Source organism: Microbispora sp. CSR-4 (genome assembly GCF_008033685.1).
In the GTDB taxonomy this organism is placed as follows: domain Bacteria; phylum Actinomycetota; class Actinomycetes; order Streptosporangiales; family Streptosporangiaceae; genus Microbispora.
Genome location: NZ_VJVX01000271.1, coordinates 1 through 445, shown reverse-complemented (window position 1 = coordinate 445; position 445 = coordinate 1). Strand labels below are relative to the sequence as shown.

Genomic DNA, 445 nt, shown 5'->3' with positions numbered 1-445 from the left:
CGTGGATGTGTGCCTGGCCGAGGCGGAGGAGTTGCTGTTCGCCCGGGATCGGATCACCTGCGCGCTGGCCGATCGGGTGGGGCGGGTGCATCGTGCGGGTCAGGCCAGGCAGCATGGGCATGCCTCCACCCGGTGCTGGTTGCGCACGAGTGGGGGGATGACGGTGGGTGGTGCGGGCCGCCTGCTCACGTTGGGGGCGGAGCTGCCGCGCCTCCCCAAGGTGCGGGAGAAGTTCGCTGCGGGTGAGTTGGCGGCGGGGGTGGTGGAGGCCATCTGCGCCGCTGTGGCCGGGCTATCGGATGAGCAGGCCACCTTGGCGGAGCCGATCTTGGTGGACCTGGCGGGCAAGGCCGGGGCGGCGGAGGTCGCCAAGGCCGGCCGCCATCTGCGGGCGGTGCTGGACCCCGATGGGGAAGAGCGGGATGAGCGGGCCGATTACGGGCGG

1 protein-coding gene is annotated in these 445 nt (G+C 72.6%); it reads left to right on the top strand.

Features of this window, described 5'->3' with window-relative positions; translation table 11 throughout:
- Position 1: 1 nt before the first annotated feature.
- Positions 2-445 (top strand): DUF222 domain-containing protein (locus FLV34_RS39780; RefSeq protein ID WP_147945637.1); only part of this gene is annotated, 444 nt, incomplete at its 3' end.